This is a genomic window from Dysgonomonas sp. HGC4 (genome assembly GCF_001261715.1).
GTDB lineage: Bacteria > Bacteroidota > Bacteroidia > Bacteroidales > Dysgonomonadaceae > Dysgonomonas_A.
The window spans coordinates 1-18,218 of sequence record NZ_CVRU01000057.1 but is presented as its reverse complement, the minus strand read 5'-3'; the positions used below and the strand labels follow the sequence as shown (position 1 = coordinate 18,218).

Annotated in this window: 13 protein-coding genes; 7 read left to right on the top strand and 6 right to left on the bottom strand. The window is 37.2% G+C overall.

Going from position 1 to position 18,218, the window contains the following annotated elements; genetic code table 11:
- The first annotated feature begins 71 nt into the window (after positions 1-71).
- The 3 genes from HGC4_RS05560 to HGC4_RS05550 all read left to right on the top strand — a co-directional run bounded on the left by HGC4_RS05560 (position 72) and on the right by HGC4_RS05550 (position 5,387).
- Positions 72-2,636: a beta-N-acetylglucosaminidase domain-containing protein gene (locus tag HGC4_RS05560; protein ID WP_050709142.1), complete on the top strand. Its 2,565-nt coding sequence runs from the start codon at positions 72-74 to the stop codon at positions 2,634-2,636.
- A 208-nt stretch (positions 2,637-2,844) separates the two neighbouring features.
- Positions 2,845-4,689 (top strand): glutamine--fructose-6-phosphate transaminase (isomerizing), encoded by a 1,845-nt coding sequence (gene glmS, locus HGC4_RS05555; RefSeq protein ID WP_050709141.1) that lies wholly within the window; start codon positions 2,845-2,847, stop codon positions 4,687-4,689.
- Positions 4,690-4,841: 152 nt separating this feature from the next.
- On the top strand, positions 4,842-5,387 hold the full coding sequence (locus tag HGC4_RS05550) for a dihydrofolate reductase family protein (RefSeq protein WP_050709140.1): 546 nt from the start codon (positions 4,842-4,844) through the stop codon (positions 5,385-5,387).
- 62 nt (positions 5,388-5,449) lie between these two features.
- On the opposite strand, the gene HGC4_RS05545 is transcribed toward HGC4_RS05550, so the two are convergent.
- The 3 genes from HGC4_RS05545 to folK all read right to left on the bottom strand — a co-directional run bounded on the left by HGC4_RS05545 (position 5,450) and on the right by folK (position 9,804).
- A complete protein-coding gene (locus HGC4_RS05545; protein ID WP_050709139.1) occupies positions 5,450-6,655 on the bottom strand; it encodes a hypothetical protein in 1,206 nt (401 codons plus the stop codon).
- Positions 6,656-6,757: 102 nt separating this feature from the next.
- A complete protein-coding gene (locus HGC4_RS05540; protein WP_050709138.1) occupies positions 6,758-9,301 on the bottom strand; it encodes a DUF2339 domain-containing protein in 2,544 nt (847 codons plus the stop codon).
- 17 nt (positions 9,302-9,318) lie between these two features.
- Complete coding sequence (folK, locus tag HGC4_RS05535) at positions 9,319-9,804, bottom strand: 2-amino-4-hydroxy-6-hydroxymethyldihydropteridine diphosphokinase (protein WP_050709137.1); 486 nt, start codon at positions 9,802-9,804, stop codon at positions 9,319-9,321.
- Between the two features lie 227 nt (positions 9,805-10,031).
- On the opposite strand from folK, the gene HGC4_RS05530 reads away from it, so the two are divergent.
- Positions 10,032-10,787, top strand: a complete 756-nt coding sequence (locus tag HGC4_RS05530; RefSeq protein WP_082204079.1) for a hypothetical protein — start codon at positions 10,032-10,034, stop codon at positions 10,785-10,787.
- A 371-nt stretch (positions 10,788-11,158) separates the two neighbouring features.
- The gene (locus HGC4_RS05525; protein WP_050709136.1) at positions 11,159-11,716 is read left to right on the top strand and encodes a maltose acetyltransferase domain-containing protein; all 558 of its coding nucleotides are present in this window, start codon (positions 11,159-11,161) and stop codon (positions 11,714-11,716) included.
- 91 nt (positions 11,717-11,807) lie between these two features.
- Here HGC4_RS05525 and HGC4_RS05520 read toward each other — a convergent pair whose 3' ends face one another.
- Both HGC4_RS05520 and HGC4_RS05515 read right to left on the bottom strand, forming a co-directional pair.
- A complete protein-coding gene (locus HGC4_RS05520) occupies positions 11,808-12,302 on the bottom strand; it encodes a hypothetical protein (RefSeq protein WP_050709135.1) in 495 nt (164 codons plus the stop codon).
- Positions 12,303-12,383: 81 nt separating this feature from the next.
- Entirely contained in the window at positions 12,384-13,010 is a 627-nt protein-coding gene (locus tag HGC4_RS05515) for a thermonuclease family protein (protein WP_157258146.1), read from the bottom strand.
- Positions 13,011-13,541: 531 nt separating this feature from the next.
- Here HGC4_RS05515 and HGC4_RS05510 point away from each other — a divergent pair.
- Entirely contained in the window at positions 13,542-15,755 is a 2,214-nt protein-coding gene (locus HGC4_RS05510; protein ID WP_050709133.1) for a glycoside hydrolase family 3 C-terminal domain-containing protein, read from the top strand.
- Between the two features lie 337 nt (positions 15,756-16,092).
- On the opposite strand, the gene HGC4_RS05505 is transcribed toward HGC4_RS05510, so the two are convergent.
- A complete protein-coding gene (locus HGC4_RS05505) occupies positions 16,093-16,707 on the bottom strand; it encodes an HD domain-containing protein (protein WP_050709132.1) in 615 nt (204 codons plus the stop codon).
- Positions 16,708-17,006: 299 nt separating this feature from the next.
- Here HGC4_RS05505 and HGC4_RS05500 point away from each other — a divergent pair, with 299 nt between their 5' ends.
- A complete protein-coding gene (locus HGC4_RS05500) occupies positions 17,007-18,179 on the top strand; it encodes a PstS family phosphate ABC transporter substrate-binding protein (RefSeq protein WP_050709131.1) in 1,173 nt (390 codons plus the stop codon).
- Positions 18,180-18,218: the final 39 nt, after the last annotated feature.

Sequence of the window (18,218 nt, the reverse complement as noted above, 5' to 3'; positions counted from 1 at the left end):
TTATGAAAGTAAAGTGGTTTCTTTTAGAATAAACATCGAATATTAATTTTATATATAATACTTATTAGAAAATGGCGTACACAAAAAAAATGCTGGCTGTATTACTTATAAGCGTTTGTGCTTATGGTAGTTTGTCGGCTCAAGAATCTGATTTCGATCTGGCATCTCAAAGATCAGAATCGCAGGATGTATTGAAAGTTCCCGGTCAAAAACTAGATCACAAAGGAATAATAATAAATCCTACTCCCCAAAGTATTAAGATAAATGAAGCTGGTAAGCTCGATATCACTCAAGGAGTTGACTTAAATGATAAGCAGGGTAAGTTTTCAAAAGACCTGGCGTTTCTTCTGCTTGTTAAAAAAGGAGCTAAACTTACTATCGATTATGGTACAAATTTAGCTACTAAACTAGGTGTGAAAAATGTATCAGGAGCGTACATACTGACTATCGACAAAGCCGGAATATCTATTACGGGATACGACGAGAGAGGTGCTTTTTATGGTTTACAGACACTTAGGGAATTAGTAAAAAGTCCGATAGCAAAATCGGGTAAATTACCTTATTTGGTAATTAACGATTATCCCGATCTTAAATATAGGGGTGTTGTTGAAGGATTTTACGGAACACCATGGTCGCATGAGGTTCGTATGTCTTTGATTGACTTTTATGGTAGATTCAAGATGAATAGTTATCTGTATGGACCTAAGGACGACCCTTATCACAGTTCACCAAACTGGCGACTTCCTTATCCAGAGTCAGAAGCAAAAAATATACATGAGCTGGTAGAGGCTTGTAATCGCAATAGAGTTGACTTTGTTTGGGCAATTCACCCCGGAGTAGACATCAAGTGGAATGAAGAGGACTATGTTAACCTAGTCAACAAATTCGAGATGATGTATGATCTTGGAGTACGTTCATTTGCAATTTTCTTTGACGATATTTCGGGAGAGGGAACCAATCCAATCAAACAAACTGAGCTTTTGAACAGACTAAATACCGATTTTGTAAAAGTAAAAGGTGATGTGTCGTCTTTAATCGTTTGTCCTACTGACTATTCTAAACTGTGGGCAAATCCTTCGCCACAAGGAAGCCTTGCCATATACGGCGATACACTTGACCCCTCGGTAGAGGTATTTTGGACTGGTGATGCTGTGTGTACGGATTTAACTAGAGAGACTATGGATTGGGTTAATTCTCGTATTAAGAGACCTGCATTATATTGGTGGAACTATCCGGTGACCGACTATGTACGCCACATTATTATGCAAGGACCTGTATATGGATTAGATACTAGTTTGACTCAAGCTGATGTGAGTGGTCTTGTAAGTAACCCAATGGAACATGGCGAGGCTTCGAAACTGGCTCTTTATGGTGTTGCAGATTATACATGGAATATGAGTGCTTATAATCCTATTGATAACTGGGAGAGAGCCTTTGAGGTACTTACACCTGAGGTAAAAGATGCTTATAGAACGTTTGCAATACATTCGAGTGATACCGAAACGGGTTATCGCAGAGATGAATCGTGGGAAACCGAGACTTTTAGAATTGGAAATTATACAGATCAACAATTCAACAATCTATATAAAGAATTTGAGAAAGTAGAGAAAGTGCCTTCTGAACTTCATGCAAATTGTAAGAACAAAGCTTTGGTGAAAGAACTTAGCCCATGGCTTGAAGAATTTGGTAAACTGGGAACTAGAGGTAAAAAAACTCTCGATATTACTCAGTTTTACAAATCGGCAAATAACCCAGATTTTTGGGCAGCTTATGTAAATAATCTGATGAGTGCAGAAGATAGAAAAGCATATGAGGCTCATAAATCGGGAACAATGAAACTTCAGCCGTTCTATGAAAATGCGATGGATGACATGTTGTACGGATTCTTTACCAAACTAACGGGCGAAGTGCCTGCATCATACAGAGGTATAGCATCGTACAGTAATATGAAAACGACTCTTAGCAAGCTTATGTTTGATAATGACTCGATAACTCATTATACATCGGGTACAGGACAATCGACTGGTGATTGGATTGGGGCAGACCTTGGTCGTATAAGAGATGTATCGGAAGTATCTATCTTACAAGGTAGAAATTCGGTTGACGATGTTGACTACTTTGACCATGCAATACTTGAGTATTCGGTAGATGGAAAAGAGTGGAAGCCTATGATCGACAATATGAAGAATCAGTATATTATTAATTGGACTGGTGAGCCGGTACAAGCTAAATACATAAGATTAAGAAAACTAGAATCGTCTAAAAAGAACTGGGCGGCTATTCGTTCGTTTGAAGTGAATCCTGTGAGAGCCGAACATTTAGGCTTTAAGGTTGAAACCGACAACTTAAATGCTGCTCTTTATGCTTTTGACAGTAATCCGAGTACTTCGTTTTTAAACAAAGGTATTCTGGCTTTTGAAGTTCCAAAGAATGTTACAGGATATACTATGTTGCTAAAACTATCGGGCAACGATGCAGATTTGGTAAAGCTGAGACAAATTGCAAAAAATGGAACTTTGATATCTGAAACTACTATCAACACTCCTTTCTTCATTGTGAACCTAGAAAAGGGTGCAGCGAAGGTAGAGATTGAAGGTAATGTCGAAATATTCGAGATTATTCCAAATAAAAAATAAAGTATGATTTGTAGGTGAAGTTTTCACCTCTTACACTATTTCATTCACCTATAATAAAAAGACCAATCAAATTTTGACTGATTGGTCTTTTTATTGTTTAATATTTTCTTTTTGTTAAAAAATGAATATAATATAATCTTTTGTATTGTTTTTCGTTATTAATCTGACTTTGTGTTTAAAGTGAATTTTAAGTAACATCATTTATTGTATGTGTGGAATTGTAGGTTACATTGGTTTTAGGGAAGCGTACCCTATTTTGATAAAAGGATTACATCGCCTCGAGTATAGAGGCTATGATAGTGCAGGAGTCGCTATAATGAATAGCAATAACGATCTGTCTATCTATAAGGCTAAGGGTAGGGTGCAGGATTTGGAAGAGTTTGCAAAGGATAAAGATCTCTCGGGAACTATCGGTATAGCTCATACCCGTTGGGCAACGCATGGCGAACCGAGTAATGCAAATGCTCACCCTCATTATTCTCAAACCGAATCTCTGGCTTTGATTCACAATGGTATCATTGAGAATTATGCAGTACTAAAGGCTGAACTGAAAGCTAAGGGATATACATTCCAAAGTAACACCGATACGGAGGTATTGGTACAATTGATTGAATACATAAAGAAACTGAACGATTGCGATTTGTTTACAGCCGTTCAATTGGCATTAAATCAGGTAATAGGTGCTTATGCTATTGCTGTGATTGAGAAGGGAAATCCCGATCAGATTATTGCAGCCCGCAAAAGTAGCCCTTTGGTGGTAGGTGTTGGCGAAGGAGAGTTTTTTCTGGCTTCCGATGCTTCGCCCATTATTGAATTTACGAATAAAGTAATTTATCTGGATGACGAAGAGATTGTAGTTATAAAACGTGGCGAAGAGCCAAAGGTGGTGACTATATCGAACGTTCAGAAAACGCATAAGATAGCAGAGCTGGAAATGAATCTGAGCCAACTGGAAAGAGGCGGTTACGATCATTTCATGTTGAAAGAAATTTTTGAGCAACCCGAAACCTTGAGAAGCTGCATGAGTGGGCGTATCAATGTAGAGGGAACTAATGTTACCCTTTCGGGGATAATAGACCATATTGATAAATTTAAGAAAGCAAGACGTATTCTTATCATTGCTTGTGGTACTTCGTGGCACGCAGGTTTGATTGGCGAATATCTTATTGAGGAGTTTTGCCGCATACCGGTAGAGGTTGAATATGCTTCGGAGTTCAGATACCGCAATCCGGTGATTGAGCCTGATGATATTGTTATAGCCATTTCTCAATCGGGGGAAACTGCCGATTCTTTGGCTGCTATCGAACTGGCTCGCAGGGCAGGTGCTTTTGTATATGGAGTGTGTAATGTGGTGGGTGCTTCCATCCCTCGTAATACCGACTCGGGTTCGTACACCCATTGTGGTCCCGAAATTGGGGTGGCTTCAACCAAAGCATTCACGGCTCAGGTGATGGTGCTTACGATGATGGCTCTCACTATCGGCAAAGAAAAGGGAACGGTTACAGACGAACGCTATCTTCACTTGTTGAAAGAGCTGCAAAACATTCCCGATAAGATTACTTCTATTCTGGCTCTGAATGATAAAATAAAAGAGCTTTCGTTGATATTTACATATGCTCACAATTTTATTTACTTAGGACGCGGATATAGCTATCCAATAGCTTTGGAAGGGGCTCTTAAGCTGAAAGAGATTTCTTACATTCATGCAGAGGGATATCCTGCTGCCGAAATGAAACATGGTCCGATTGCTCTTATTGATAACGAAATGCCTATTGTAGCCATTGCCACAAACAATGCTATATACGAAAAGGTAGTGAGTAATATTCAGGAAATAAAAGCTCGTAAGGGCAAAGTTATAGCTATCATCAATGAGGGCGATCAATCGATAAAAGCATTGGCAGATTATTCGATCGAAATACCTTCGACCGATGAGTGTCTCGATCCCTTGTTGTCGTGTATTCCTTTGCAATTGCTGGCTTATCATATTGCTGTGAATAAAAACAGAGATGTGGATATGCCTCGTAACTTGGCAAAATCGGTTACGGTAGAGTAATTCATCACATAGTATATAAATGGGGGCGAACTTTATGAGTTTGTCCTCATTTTTTTGTTGAGAACTGATGATAGAAAAACTATTATTCTAAAGAAAAAACAACTAGTTTTGAGACTGAATAATAAAATGCAATTTTCAAAAACATTATCGATATGAGAAAGATAATCCTAGATTTGGCAGTAACCCTTGATGGCTTTATAGAAGGTGCAAACGGAGAGGTTGATTGGTGTATAATGGACGATGATATGGATTTCGATGGTTTTCTTCGGAGTGTTGATGCTATATTTTATGGTAGGGTGAGTTATGATATGTGGGGTAATTTTCAACCCGATTCAAACTCTACCCAGGTAGAAATAGATATATGGTCGAGAGTTCACTCCAAAAAGAAATATGTTTTTTCGAGCAACCCAAGACAAGATAATAATGCTACTTTCATAACTTCTGATTTTGCCGAAAGAGTAGCTCAAATTAAACAAGAGCCAGGTAAAGATATATGGCTGTATGGTGGTGCAAAATTGACTGAAACCTTTATGGAACTTGGCTTGATTGATATATACAGAGTCTCTATCCATCCGATACTATTAGGGACAGGTAAACCTTTATTCGAAAATCTGAAAGAGAGGGTAAATCTCGAATTGATGGAAGTAAACAGATTCAAGTCGGGCGTTGTACAACTTATCTATAAGCACAATAAATGAATGGCGAATAGCCGGTATTTAGAGTCCGATAATAGGCAAATTGTAAACAAGTTGTTGTAAGTTTATTTCTCTTCCTTCTTTTTCATTTCCCGTATCATCTTATAGCAGATGAAGCTGAGGAATAAGCCAACTATAATGATTATCGACCAAAGAAATATAGGCTCTTCAATCCATATTTTATCTCGTTGGTGAGAGTGTTCCTTATCTTCTATCTTTTGAAAATTAGATGTCTTTACGATTTGTAAATCTTCGGGAATCTCTTCTTGAAAGTATTTGATATCGTAATCCGAACTGGGCGAGATGTCCTTATTCCCGATAATAATGGTATAGCATTGTCCCTCTTCGAGGTAAGCACATAAGTAGCGATTCAGAGCATAGGCTTTTATAGAATCTATGGTAAGCGGAGGGTTACCTTTATTATCGATAACAATAGTTGCATCGGGCGATATGCGAGCACTGTTCAATACAACGGTATTGGCACCTTTAGACGATAGATCGAATCGTAGTGTATAATCTTTACCCTTTATTTCCGACTTACGATAATATTCAGCCTTACTGTTTATAAAGAAGGTGAGCTTGTTGAGGCGATAGTTGTATGGCAGATCGGTAAAACGGATGTATGTCTTTTTATCGGTGCTGTCTTTTCTTGTAAATTTACCCAGATCTATTTCTGTTTGTTGAGCATAGATGTTCGAATTCTTGAATCGTCCCACTTTCAATACTTTGAGTGGGCTGGGTTGATTATTAGAGAGCGTAATCTCATAGTATTTGTAATTGCCCTGAGGAAAATCTACTATCAGTATTTCGTTGTTTCCTTCTTTAAATCCCGAATAGGTAATATTCTCTTGTTTCTTAACAATGTACCAATTCTTAAGGTCGTTGCTACCTCTTATTCGTACATATTTGTCAACCTCGGCACTTTCTAAAAAGATAGAGAATCTGCTTAGATTTTCATCGTTTTCATTCTTTACAATAATTGTATTGATACTGTCTTTCTCGGTGTTGCTTTCAAGCTCATAACTTACAAATTCGTTGATTGCCCTCACAGGTGTTTGTGCCCTCACAAAGTAAGGCACTTCGTTACCTATGGTATCATTTATTCTTATATCCGAAAAGTCGATATCATTCGATACGGCAATAATTCGCTTATCGAGTTGAATATTATAATAGCCACTTTGCTTTATAGTATCAATATCTGCAACAAACCAAGTTTGTGCCGTTATACACAAACTGACGAGAGATAATACAATTGATAATAAATATTTCATCGTTTATTATTAAAGGTTTTAGGTCTCAGACCTTTTTATAATTTAATCAGGCAGAACAACTACGCTTGGTTATTGTCCTTGAATTTTCTTTGTAATCGTTATTTATAAAACTTGCTGATCGTTTTCGGGTGTGTCTTCTTTTACCAGAGTTTTGATTTTCTGTTGAAGAAACGACACCAAGAGAATAATAACTCCCAACATGATGAACGACACTATGCGTCCCGCTTGCGACATATGCCATACATCGTATGCATAGAATTTAACGATAATAAGGGCGAAGAAGATGAGAGATATTTTACGAAGAATAACCTCTTTGCCTTTCAGTCCCCATATCATAAGTGTCATAGCAATAAGTGCCCATAGAACGGGGAACACAAATGTGCGTACATCGTACAATACATCGCTGTAATTATCGATATTGCTGAATATCATAACGCTTATATTTTCGGTTTCGATACCCAATAAAAGTGTCGATATAATAGTCATTCCCCAATAGAACGGTTTCAATTTAGAGGGAGCTGCCGTTTTAATGTTTCTCACAAGAGTAATTATAACCAGAATAACGGGTATAAGTGCTACAAAATGCAGTAAGAAGTATGCTCTGGGGTAGGTTGGTAACCAGAATGTGTAATCTCTAAGTTCTGTTACATAATACCAATATACCAATGAATATACTACTGTAAATAACGAAAGGAGTGCAAAGATGAATCCTCGTTTTGCAATTTCTTTTCTGTACACAAAGCTAAGTATCGATACATATACCGCAGTATAGGCAGTCATTATCATATAGCGTAAGCTTGTATTGTAATCTAGTTCGAGACGATATTCAACGTGGTAATTGATCTCGAGGAAAGGAACCAGATAAGTAAATGCTATAAGTATAAGCCCGATGGCACGTGTACATTCTTTGATGCTGAATAACTGCACGTTTCCGATCTCTACAATGGAGTCGCTATCCTCTTTGCGCAATAGTAATTTACAGGCGAAGAAACCTGCTATAACAACCAGCCCCGTAATACATATAGAGTTGAGAACGATAGGCATTGCTGCTTCGGTAGGCACATAGTTGTGCGCAATATCGAGCAGGTAGGAGAATATTACAAGTCCTGCAACAATAAGGAATCCTATGCGGAATATCTGTATTTGCGATTTTTGCCACAGCCATAGCAGAACAGCCATTTCTACTGCCCAGAACATGGTGATGACGTAGCCATTCATTTGGATGGGTATTGCCAGATTAACAAAGGTCATTACCACCCCTATGATCAAATAGATAAGATTGCGGTCGATCTCGCTTTTGCGGAATAGGGCAATCATAATTACGGCGTTTATAGCTGCAATAACAATGGTGATAAGTCCATTGATATCGTATGTGTAATCGGAGAATATGGTTAAGCAAGCTAGAAAGAACGACAGGTTATTAGTCAGGATAAGTATTGCCTGATAGATCGTTATTTTGTGTTCGCCTCTAAAATGGTCTAGCAATGCCAGTATGTAGAACTGAACAAAGAATAATGCTGCAAATAGGGTTGCTCCTTTAAATTGATTGTCGAACGATGATATCATCCACGACCAGAAGAATATAAGAGTAAGCACATAGGATATGATACCAATTACATGCCATTTTTTGCGGAAGGCAAGAATAAGCATTCCCGTATTCAGAATAAGTATATATGAGAACAGAACGATGTAGTTGCCGCTGCCCGTACTTATCATAAGAGGTGAGGCAAACCCACCTAGTAGCGAGAATATGGCTAGCTCTTTGCGATCGTAATACAACGATAGGATTACCGAGAATATGGTGATGGCAATGAGTAAAGCAAAGGCAATGGGTTGCGAAAATAGTTCGTATTCTCTGAAAGCGAGGGTCACCGTTATGTAGAGTACCGAGATACCGCCACCGACGAGTATGGATGAAAATACCTGATATTTTTCTTTCAGTTTGTGAGCAATACCTATTATGATACCTCCCGTTAGTAGACCTATACCTACACGTCCGATTTCGTTGATCCACTCTTGATCGATGGCATATTTAACGAAGAAAGCAATACCTAGTACCAGTGTTACGATACCTATTTTTGCTAATAGATTTTCGCTGAATATTTTCTCGATAAAGCCTTTTTCATGTTCCTCGTTTTTAGCTTTGTTCTGAGGATTTTCGGCTATTGTTGGTTGTTGGAATACTTCCGAGAACGATGTTTGCGGTGTATGTCTTGTATTGTTGAAGGCTGCATAAGCAGGCGTTTCGCTTACAGATTGCTCTTCTTTCGCTGCTGTTTCTTCTATTGAGCTTTCTAGTGTCTCGGGTGTTTCAATAATCACTTCCTCTATAAGAGAGGTGGTAGGAGTAACGGGGTTCTCTTCTTCCTGAGGAGGAGTATTTTCGACCGTTTCTTCTGTTGGTTTAATTGAATCTACAAATTGTGTAACCTGTGCCTTGTCAGCAAGGTTTTGTATTGCATCCCGAATTTCTTGAATGTCTTCCTTCGTTGCCGTTTTGTAGAATAAATCCTTAAGCTTTTTATTGGTATCCAGTAAATTGCTGCTTAAGTAGTTCATGTTATTGCCTTGTGTGTTGATCTTAGTCATTATCACAAACAATAATACGGCTATTATAACAAGGATTACTAATATGAGTCCTTCCATATTTTTGTATTTTAGCGTTAGTTGTTTAGCTTGTTTTTAAGTGCTGATATAGTCTCCTTTAATATCGGGTGATAAATGTCGGGAGCTATTTCAGCCAAAGGTGCAAGAACGAAACTGCGTTCGTGCATATGAGGATGTGGTATTACCAGATGAGGATACTCTAGAATTTGGGTGTCGAACAAAAGTAAATCTATATCAATCGTCCGATCGCTGTAAGTATGATTAATAGATTTAGACTTACGCCCCAATTCCCGTTCAATAACCTGTGTACATTCCAGCACTTCCAGTGGTTGAAGTGTAGTTGATACACAACAAGCTGCATTCAGAAATGTATTTTCTGAATCGAAGCCTACGGGCTGCGTTTCATATAATGACGATAGGGCTATTATTTTGCCTATACGAAGTTCTATTTGTTCGATTGCCGCCTGTATATTCTGTATCTTGTCGCCTAAGTTAGTGCCCAAAGCCAGATATACATCGTGCAAATTGTTGTTATCGAGCATTTTGTTGTATTTTATTCCATGCCTTATATACTAAGGTCTGCGATGCAAATATATATATAAATTACTACGTGAGGGTAGAATTGGCTATTTTAGCGATTAGAGTTTTTAAGGATTGGGTTAATTAAGGTTAATCTAAGCATGCTCAATTAATCCTTTTGATGGTTTCTGCATCTGACTAAATATACGGAACACTGACCGACTGATTGTACCATTTAAAGAACTAGATTATGAAAAAGATTATACTATCAATAGGCTTTCTAATAGCAATGGCTGGTTTCTCAGGAACTGAAGCTGCCAACATAAACGTAAATGTAAATATAGGAGTTCAGCCTGCATGGGGACCCGTAGGATATAGCTATGCAGCATTCTATTATTTCCCCGATATTAATGTGTATTATAATGTAAACCAAGGGATGTTTATGTTTCCACGTCGTGGACGTTGGGTATCGGCTCGTTACCTTCCTGTTATGTATCGCAATTACGATTTGTACGGGCTTTATAAGGTGGTGATTGCCGATAATGATCCTTGGCGTTTTAATACTCGTCATATACACGATTACAGACATTTTAGAGGTAATAGAAATCAAATAGTTATTCGTAATAGTCACGACAATCGTTATAGAGACAGTCGCAGAAACGAAGTAAGATGGTACGACGATAATAGAGGACGAGGCAATAAGGATAAAGGGCGTGACAGGGACTATAATAACGGACGCGACAAAGGGCGTGACAACAATGGACGATATACAGCGAGTCAACGTGATAATGACCGAAATGGACGCAAAAGCGATTCGGATCGCAACAAGAATGGTCACAGACGATCGGATAACAAATCGGACAACAACAAACGTTCGGAACGTTCAAGTAGCAGAACAGATTCCAAGTATGTTGAAGTTTCGCGTTCCGAAAAATCTGAAAGATCAAGCGAAAGAGCTTCCGTTGATAGAAGCAATGGACGTTCGTCAGCTGCACAAAGAAGATAGTGAAAAAACGAGTGTCTTTATAGAGAGAGTAAGCACTCATCAGGAATTTCAAAAAGATAAGGTTTAGTTTTGAATGGTTTTTTAAGTGTAATACAGGTATCTAAATGCAACGATAGATGCCTGTATTCTTATTTGTAGGCAGATGTTTAGATATTTATGGGTGCGAGTAATAACATAATTTTACCAATGCAATACCTGTCTAAGCCTTTAAAAGAACTATCTTGCAGTTTGAATGTAGACTAAAATCTCACATCTTTTTATTGCTAAAGTATAGGGCAAAACTTATCTGTTCACCCAAATAGAGAGGGCAGAACAAGTTAGCTCATGCGAGCAAGAATATATCTAAAATACTATCATTTACGCGAAGAAGTATGAAAACAGAGAAACAGAAAATGTTGGCAGGCGAACCTTATTTTGCGGGTGATGCCGAATTGACTAAAGAGAGATACAAAGCACGGAAGCTTATTTTTACATATAACAATACCTCACCCGATGAAGAATCGTTGAGGGAAGAGATTTTGTCTCAACTCTTTGGCAGGGTAGGAGAGTCTATCTTTATAGAGCCCACTTTCAGATGCGATTATGGATATAATATTCATGTGGGAGAAAATTTCTATGCAAATTTCGATTGCGTATTTCTCGATGTTTGTACAATCACCATTGGCGACAATTGCTTAATTGCTCCCGGTGTGCATATCTATACGGCTACTCATCCACTTGATACAGCCGAACGTATTGCTGCCGTAGAAATGGGAAAACCGGTATCAATAGGTAATAATGTATGGCTTGGTGGCAGATCAGTTATTAATCCGGGAGTTACCATTGGCGACAATGTTGTAGTTGCCTCAGGGGCGGTAGTCACAAAAGATGTGCCTTCTAATGTATTGGTAGGGGGAAATCCTGCAAGGATTATAAAAGAGATATTATAACAGTCTTATTGATTGGTTATGAATAGATTGTAATTTCATAAAGAGTAAAAATTGCTCCTTACTCTTTATGAGATTATAGAAACTCGCTTTCTTAAAAGTCTGATTTCTCGTCTTCTTCTTTTTGAATCCTTATTTTTTCACAGGTATAAGTGAGAGCTATGGTAGGATCTTCCTTTTCAAAATTTAAGCTTAAAAGAATAAAATTCTCCTCCTTAGTAACCCAGAAAAGAGCATTCTCTTCTTTAAGTGACATTGCTGAGCCATACTTTTCGGCTATACCTTTCGCTATTTCAGTAGCTACCGATGCCGCTTTCTCTGCAGGTACTGTTGTTTCGAAGAATCCCGAATATAATTGGTTTTTGTAAAATGTGAGAAGTCCCGAATCGAAATTGATACCGCCAAAAGAAATACCATTTAAATAAAAAGTATTTTCATCTTTTTCTATGCTGGTCGCTTTTATCTTGGCAGTCTCCACTTGGGCTTGCGTCATTCCATACTCTAGTCCCCAAAAACCTTCAGAAGATTGGGCATGTAAATGCATAAGACCAAAGAATAATACAAAAATAAGGGTGCAAAATCTAGACATAAATTAGTTAGTATTAAATTATTAATGTTGCAAAAATAGCAAAATGATTCGATTAAGGACTAGTCGTTGTGACTGATGTATTTAATGAGGGTTTTCACTAGATACATTTCGCATAGAGCAGTGTAAGCATGCTTTCTTTTCTCTGGCTACTAAGAAATGCTCCCTTAAGATTTTTGATTTGCAATTATTTAAAATGGGACAACTTTCGTTTCGGTGATAAATATTAGGTATCAAACTACAAACATAAACCTTTGCTTCGCTGGTTTCATATATAGGTGGCTTTTGCTCCAATTGCACAGGATATTCTATTGACCAGATATTTATTTTTGCGTTTCTTGCATTTTCTTCCAATTTGCTGAGGTGTGCAGAGTTGTTATCGATACTTTTCCACGCAAGCCCTTCAATTAAAAGTGCTTCATTTATATTTACTCCATTTACATAGATAATGCCAAAAGTCTGTGTGTCGGCATCAGTAGATATTATTTTGACTATTGCTTCATACCCTTCGCACTTTCTTCGCGTAAATTCAAAAGCTTGTTCTCCATAAGGCATATCTATTCGAGGAGCTACAATACCATCCAGTATTATAGTTCTCTCTATGTTCTCTCTATCTTGAAAGATGACAACATCCGCATCAATAACCTCTACAATCCTTCCCTTTAAGTTTTGTGAATTAGCGGGTAAGGCTATTGTCAGTAATAGTAGCATTAGATATTTCATATAGGTTAAATATATTTTTACCAAAAGTAAACTATTTCTGCTTGATAAATAATTTTAGTGTTAATTGTTTGGGTGTAAATAAGTGATTATATTGTTTATGCAACTGTTTTTCGTGAACTTTAAAGCTCCCTGTTTTGTCTTTTTATGATCAATATTTGGAATCTTATTTCAGACTTTTCATTAAATATTTTTAATGGTTTTTCATTTATTTATTGCTTGATATTTTATTCGTATTGTATATCAGTTGTTTATAGTTTTAGGTTATTGTCGTTTCTACACTATTTAGTTAAAAAAGTGTTAGAATTAAAATATGTTAGAATATTATTTTTTAGTTTGTCAACTTAACACTAACTTAGTTCTCGAATTTATAAAAATGTTAATTTTTTAATTCTAAGACCTATTTCTGCTTTGTATTGATATCATGAAAGTAGTTTCTGCTTTTTTACAATTCGGCATTGATAGATTATACAGTATTTAAAACATACTCTGTAATATCCAAAATTTATTATATAAGCTAATATGAAAATTTTAAAAAGTGCTTTCATTTTGAGTTTGTTTGCTCTGCCAATGTTTGGGCAAAACAAAGCACCAATCTATCTGGACGAAACAAAGCCAGTAGAACAACGAATAGAAGATGCTCTTTCGAGAATGACTTTGGAAGAGAAAGTAAAGATGTGTCATGCACAATCTAAATTCAGTTCACCGGGCGTACCTCGCTTGGGTATACCTGAATTGTGGCATGCTGATGGACCTCACGGTGTACGTGCTGAGGTGTTTTGGGACGAGTGGGATAATGCAGGTTGGACAAACGACTCATGTATTGCTTTTCCGGCATTGACAGCTCTGGCAGCTACTTGGAACCCGGAAATGGGCGCACTTTATGGTAAAGTAATAGGAGAAGAGGCTCGTTACAGAAAGAAAGATGTATTGTTGGGACCGGGTGTAAATATTTACAGAACACCACTTAATGGTCGTAACTTCGAGTACATGGGCGAAGATCCTTTCTTAACATCGCGTATGGCAGTTCCTTATATCAAAGGAGTACAATCTAACGGTGTTGCTGCTTGTGTGAAACACTTTGCATTAAACAATCAAGAGATAGCTCGTGGACATATCAATGTAAATGTAAGCGACAGAGCTTTGCACGAAATTTATCTACCTGCATTTAAAGCAGCCGTTCAAGAGGCTGGTGTATGGTCTTTGATGGGAGCTTATAACCAATACAAAGGTCAACATTGTTGTCATAACGAATATCTGTTGAATGATATTCTAAAACGTGACTGGAAATTTGACGGTGCTGTAATTGCCGACTGGGGTGGTACTCATAATACTATTGAAGCTGCTAAAAACGGTTTGGATATAGAGATGGGAACTTGGACAGATGGTATGAGATGGAACAAAACAAATGCTTATGATGAGTATTATTTGGCTGTTCCTTTCCTTAATATGTTGAAATCAGGTGAGTTGAGCGAAGATTTGGTGAACGAAAAAGTACGCCGTATACTTCGTCTTATGTTCAGAACAAATATGAATCAACACAGACCTTGGGGTTCGTTTGGTACAGAAGAGCATATGCTTGCTGGACAAAAAATAGCTGAAGAAGGTATCGTATTGCTTCAAAACAATAACAATGTATTACCTATCGACCTAAGCAAAACAAAGAAAATTGCTGTAATTGGCGAAAATGCTATCAAAGTAATGACAGTAGGAGGAGGAAGTTCTTCTCTTAAAGTTAGATATGAAATATCTCCATTACAAGGTCTTAAAGATCGTGTAGGATCGGAGTCTGAAGTTGTTTATGCTCGTGGTTATGTAGGTGGAAAATCTACTCAACAAGATGGTCTAAGCACAGGACAAGATCTTACTGAAACACGCTCGGCTGCCGAACTGTTGGCAGAAGCTGTTAAAGTAGCAAAAGAAGCTGATTTCGTCGTATTCATCGGAGGTTTAAATAAAGATGACGGACAAGATTGCGAAGGTAACGACCGTGCTGATCTTGGATTACCTTACGATCAGGATAAATTGATCGGAGAATTGGTTAAAGCAAACAAAAACTTAGCAGTAGTATTAATCTCTGGTAATGCAGTTGCAATGCCTTGGGTAAATCAAGTACCAGCTATCGTTCAAGGATGGTATAATGGTAGTGCTGCCGGAAGAGCTTTGGCTTCGGTATTAGTTGGTGATGTGAATCCATCAGGAAAATTACCATTTACATTCCCAGTAGCATTGAAAGATAACAGCGCTCACGCTTTAGGAGAATATCCTGGCGATAATGTAAACGTAACATACAACGAAGGTATTTTTGTTGGATACCGTTGGGCTGATAAAGAAAAAATCAAACCATTGTTCAGCTTTGGACACGGATTGAGCTACACTAAATATCAATACGGAAAAGTATCTGTAGATAATAAAACAATGTCGGCAGATGGTACTGTAACAGTAACCGTTCCAGTGAAAAACGTAGGTAGCCGTAAAGGTGAAGAGGTTGTACAATTGTACATCAGCGATTTAAAATCGTCATTACCACGTCCAGTAAAAGAATTGAAAGGATTTAGCAAAATAGCTCTTAATCCAGGTGAAGAAAAAACTGTAAGCTTTGTAATTGATGCTGAGAAATTGAAATTCTATGACGATACACGTCAAGAATGGGTTGCTGAGCCAGGTACCTTCGAAGCTATCATTGGAGCTTCTTCTACTGATATTCGCGGAAAAGCTGCATTCGATTTAAAATAAGGTTTAGAACCTTATCGAAGATATGTTTTAAAGAGATAATGAGTTTATTGTTATACTTGATAAAACAATAAAGGTCTTAGACCTTCAAATATTCATGGTGGGTTTAGGGTTGTGAACGTGAGTTTACAACCCTAAATATTTTTAGAGACTTTCGTTGTATTGTAAACAGACTAAAAAAAGTCTGTTCCTACTCTTGCGAGTAAGAACAGACAGGTGCAAATCATTATATAAGTAACAACAAATATTAATCTGTGTCTTTTAGGTCATAAGTTCTGAATCGTACTTGTGCTTATTAAAGCGATTAATTAAAGTACTTATTATTTCGTGAATAAAGCTTTTATAGCAAGCTCAATTCACTCTCTATATTCTTTCGGGCTTGCTTTTCGTACTTGTTATAGAAATGTTCAGTCTTGAAAATCCTATCCATAGCAAGAAAATGCTTTAGAATCTTTTTACGTCCTGCCTTGTATTCTTTATCTGTATAGATGAAAAATTCTTTACGTAAATTCTCCGAATATTCTGTATATGCTTGAGTTGGTTTGCCCAATATAGCTAAATCGGCATCTATAAATAATTGAGTTGTTATATCATCTCCCGGATTATGTCCCTTTGTCGCTAAAATTTGAAGTACACATTGGGTTGTTTGATCTTTAGGAAAGCCTATTTCGTGCAACCGAAATTGAGCTTTGTCTGCACTCTGCGCCTCATTGTCGCTACGCAAAGCATTATACACAATATCGTGGTAAAAAACCGAGAACATAGCTGTATCCCAATGCGGAATACTGTCTTTTACATCCGATAATTCTCTTATTATAGCCTCTAAGTGATTAAGATTGTGGTAATAACGTCCGGCATCACAATAGTTGATAACTATTTCGTTCCATAGATGTTTGCTTATCGAATCGTCTGCCGTGTATTTTTTTACTAATTCGGTGAATATTGTTTTTAGCATAATGCAAGCCGATTTGGTCTTTTAAGTACAGTTAATATAAATCAGGGATGTAACCCCCTCATTCAGCGATTAAGTAACCCCTCGCTATAAAGCAATAAACAGGTCTGCGACCTTCCAAACATAAATATAGTAAAAAAATGTATATGAAGACTCCTTTAGATCCGATAATAATTAAGATATTTAAGGTTCCAGATCATTTGATGGCTTTGATTAGCGTAATCACTTGAGATAGTTTAGATGCTAAAAGATATCATCTAAGAGTAAACACTACTAATATTTAAAACTAAAAAAGAAATTATATGAACCCAAATGCAGGTAGACATTTAGTTGCTTTATTATTGATGATCATTTTATTATTCATAGGTTTTGTGTCTTGGTTTATAATTGCACTTACTACCTCTTCAGCCTTGTTAGGTATATCTACACTTGTCTTTTTTATTCTATTGATAATAGGTGTTATTCTCTGGAGTCTTAAGCGAGTGAAGATTAAATATCTTCTGTTTGCTTTATTGGGAATATCTCTATCTTATGCTGCTATTTTTGTGGGTTATGAAGTTCACCGAAGTTACATTGCTAATATTCCAACTATTAACGATGGCGAAGTAGATTTGAGAGAGTATCAACCTTTCAGGGAGGGAACAAAAGTTGTTCTTTTGAATGAAGAATCACTTCTAACTTTAACCACTCAAGATAGTCTACCCCGTATAGATGGGGCTACTGCTCTTTATCCGCTATACTCAGCATTTGTACGCGCTACTTATCCCCAAAAAGAATACAATCTCTATAATAGTGAAGTAAATGGAGGTACAACTCCCGAAGCATTCCGCAGGCTCATAGAGGGCGAGGTAGATATTATATTCTGTGCAGCACCTTCTAAGAAGCAAATAGAAGAAGCTAAAGAAATGGGTAAAACATTTAATTTAACTCCTATTGGTAGAGAAGCTTTTGTGTTTTTTGTGAATAAAGAAAACCCTGTACGAGATATAACTTGCGATCAGATAAGGCAAATTTATTCAGGTAAAATAACTAATTGGCGTGATGTTGGTGGAAAGAACGAGGCGATAAAAGCTTTCCAACGTCCCGAAGGAAGCGGAAGCCAATCGATGCTTGAACGTATAATGGGAGATACTCCATTAATGAAACCTCTGCAAAATGATAGGGTAGGAGGCATGGGGGGAATAATCGATAGAACTGCCCAATACAAGAATTTCAGCAATGCTATTGGTTATACCTTCTTGTTTTTTGCGACAGGGATGGTGAAAAATGAGCAGATAGCACTACTCAAAGTAGATGGTGTTTATCCCGATCGTAATACAATTGCAAATAATACCTATCCTTTTGTAGGAGATTTTTATGCCATAACTACCGATACAAAGAACGAGAATGTAGAGAGATTTATTGAATGGATACTTTCTCCACAAGGACAATATCTGGTTGAAAAAACAGGATATACACCGATAAATAAAGAATAAATAAAAAGGCTCAAGTATAATACTTGAGCCTTTTTATTT